The 3,048-nt window shown below is 43.4% G+C and carries 3 protein-coding genes; 2 read left to right on the plus strand and 1 reads right to left on the minus strand.

Annotated features, from left to right (window positions below; genetic code table 11):
• Positions 1-47 precede the first annotated feature (47 nt).
• A complete protein-coding gene (locus H9653_RS12225; protein ID WP_225211766.1) occupies positions 48-1,598 on the plus strand; it encodes an ATP-binding protein in 1,551 nt (516 codons plus the stop codon).
• Between the two features lie 96 nt (positions 1,599-1,694).
• Positions 1,695-2,657: a response regulator gene (locus H9653_RS12230; RefSeq protein WP_191692571.1), complete on the plus strand. Its 963-nt coding sequence runs from the start codon at positions 1,695-1,697 to the stop codon at positions 2,655-2,657.
• A gap of 31 nt (positions 2,658-2,688) precedes the next feature.
• Here the strand turns inward: H9653_RS12230 and H9653_RS12235 are convergent.
• On the minus strand, positions 2,689-3,048 hold a 360-nt coding region (locus tag H9653_RS12235; RefSeq protein WP_191692572.1), incomplete at its 5' end, for an IS5 family transposase.

Consider the following 3,048-nt stretch of genomic DNA (forward strand, 5'->3'; position numbering starts at 1 on the left):
TATAGATATAATCTATCTATTATAGTAATAAATAGGTAGGTTTGTATATGTTTTATTTAACTGTTTGCAACCCTGCTTGGAATCCGGTACTAAACTTCTTGGAGATGCAGCGTAAAGAGACTATCGAGCGCGTTGCCGCTAGCGTATCGCCGCAAGTCCAGCAGGTATTGACCACGCTTGATAAAGCCGAAACCGGTACGTCAAAAGGCTATTATCTCGTCAACTACGCCGCTTATCTAAACAACGGTGAAAATAAGCAAAACGCGATGGACAGCCGTTTATTGCAGAGCTTCGAGTTAGAAAAAGACAGCTACTATAACGGCAGCCAAGCGTACGTATTTGAGATTCCTGAGACTTATTGGAAACTTATCGTCGTCCAGCCTGATGCTGAAATTAACGCCATCGCTGACAATCTAAGTAAAAATCTGATTAACTGGATTGCCCTCGCGCTACTTATCACCGCGGGTTTGATTTACTTTATGCTCACTTATTTAGCGTTTAAACCGTTAAAAGAAACCACCGATAAAATCTCGCAAGCGGAAAACCTGATTAATGATAAGCAATACAATAAGCTAAGTGAGGTTAAATTCGCCGAAGGTCGCAACGAGATTGGGCTGGTAAACGGCTCTATTAATGACCTCCTAGACCGTATCCAATCTAACGAAGGTAAGCTTGCCAATATTAATCAGCAGCTAGAGATTAAAGTTGAAGAGCGTACCGCTGAGCTACAAGAGACGCTAAAAGAGCTGAAAAACTCTCAGCTGCAATTGATCCGTTCAGAAAAAATGGCAACCTTGGGTCAAATGGTGGCGGGCGTCGCTCATGAGGTTAATACGCCATTATCTTATGTGCAAAACAACCTTGAGATTATCGGTCAGTTGACTGAGCAATACGAAGAGTTGATTGAGTTGGTACAAGGGTTAAAAGCCGCTAAAACTGATGCCGCTACTGATGGCAAAATTGATAAGTTATTGGCTGATATCGTCCGTGCGTCGGATGAAATCCAAGAAGATGATTTGTCCACTGAGCTTAAAGAGCTGATTAAAGACTCACTCTTTGGTGTCGAGCAAATCACCGAGATGGTCCTAAACCTACGTAACTTTGCCCGTCTTGATGAGTCAAAAGTGAAAACCATCGATGTGCGCGAATGTATCGAAGCCTCATTGAAAATCGCTGGCAACTCTATCAGACATCAAGAGATTGTCACTGATTTTGCGCCGACGCCTGAAATTAAATGCTCGCCGTCACAGATTAATCAGGTGCTAGTGAACTTGCTTAATAACGCCGCGCAAGCCATGGGCGAAAAACCAGATGGCAAAATCGAAGTGCGAACGCGCGCCGATGACAGTCATGTCTATATCGATGTCAGCGACAATGGTAAAGGCATGAGCGCCGAGGTACTTAACCAAATCTTTGAGCCGTTCTTTACCACTAAGGGCGCGGGCGAAGGAACCGGTCTTGGGATGGCCATCAGTCAGCAGATTATGGAGCAGCATAATGGCGACATTAAAGCGGTTTCAACCGAAGGCGTTGGCACTACCTTTACCTTAACGCTACCGATTGATAATGATTTAACCGAACAAAGCCTAGCAGCATAAATGCTAGGTTCTGGTGTTCGTTTTGTTGTGAGCTCAATTGCTATTTAAATGATTATATAAAACTATCGTACTATTATTCATCATAAGGATATCATCATGAATGAACTTGACCATGAAATGGAAACCTCTGGCGCTGAGCTAGGGTCTGTACCAAAACCGAAGTTGGCATTTATCGACGATGAACAACGTATTTTACGTTCGATGAAACTGCTGTTTCGTAAAACGCATGACGTTTTTATCACCACTGACCCGACTGAATATATCGACTATATCAAAAATAACCATGTACACGTGGCGGTCAGCGACCAACGTATGCCTGAGCGCGTGGGTGTCGATATCTTGCGTGAAGTCAAAGAAGTCTCGCCGTCTACCATGCGGATTTTATTGACCGGTTATGCTGATTTAAACGCGATTATTGGCTCTATTAACGATGGGGAGATTTATCGTTATTTGACCAAACCTTGTAAATCTGAGGAACTACTTGCGGTCGTTGGCCGCGCTACCGAAATCGCGTTGACTTATAATCCAGATGAGGACGCGGAGCAATTTGATAGCTCGGGTAAAAAGCAGACACTGTTGGTCATCGATGAAACCGACGAGCTGATTGAGCAAATAAGCAAGCAGTTCTCGCATAGCTATAAAGTCCTGCACGCAGAAGGCTTAGAAGAAGCTTACGATTATTTGGCCAATGAAGATATCGGCGTGTGTATTACCGACATCAATGTCAGCGGCGAAAATATCGCGCCAATTATCTTTACCTTAAAACAAGATGCGCCGCACTTGGTGGTTTTAGTACAGACTGAATTCCAAGATGCAGGCTTGTTGATTGACTTGATTAATAAAGGTCAGGTCTATCGCTGCTTACCAAAACCAATGCGCGCCAGCCTCCTTGAGATTAGCGTCAACCGTGCCTTTCAGCATCATACAAAATTAAAAGCCAGCCCTGAATTGGTTAAGCGTTATGAAGTTGAGCATGACCCTGAAAACGACGTGCGTATTGATTTAAGCAGTCGCGTACGTAGTCTGATTGGCAAATTGCGCAAGCGTTTTTCTTTATAAGCGTTTTTCTTTATAAGCTTAGGGCGTGTCCTCAATTCATCTTGCAATGAATGATAGTACACGCCAGATAAAGCATTGACTTAAAATTACGAGCCAACTTCTCATAGCGAGTGGCTATACTACGGAAGTGCTTGAGTCTCGCAAACATATTTTCTACTAAATGGCGCAGTTTGTATAAATAGCTATCAAACTCTGGATTAGGCTGTTTGGCATTTTTCCTTTTAGGGATGACAGGCACCATATCGTGGGTACGGGCTTTGTCTCTGATGGCTTCTGAGTCATAGCCTTTATCAGCGATAAAGTAATCAGCTTGACCAATCATGTCAATCAATTCACCTGCAACTTGACTGTCGTGGACTTCACCCCCAGTGATTTTAAAATCGAGCGGATA

The sequence above is a fragment of the Psychrobacter communis genome (genome assembly GCF_014836505.1).
GTDB lineage: Bacteria > Pseudomonadota > Gammaproteobacteria > Pseudomonadales > Moraxellaceae > Psychrobacter > Psychrobacter faecalis.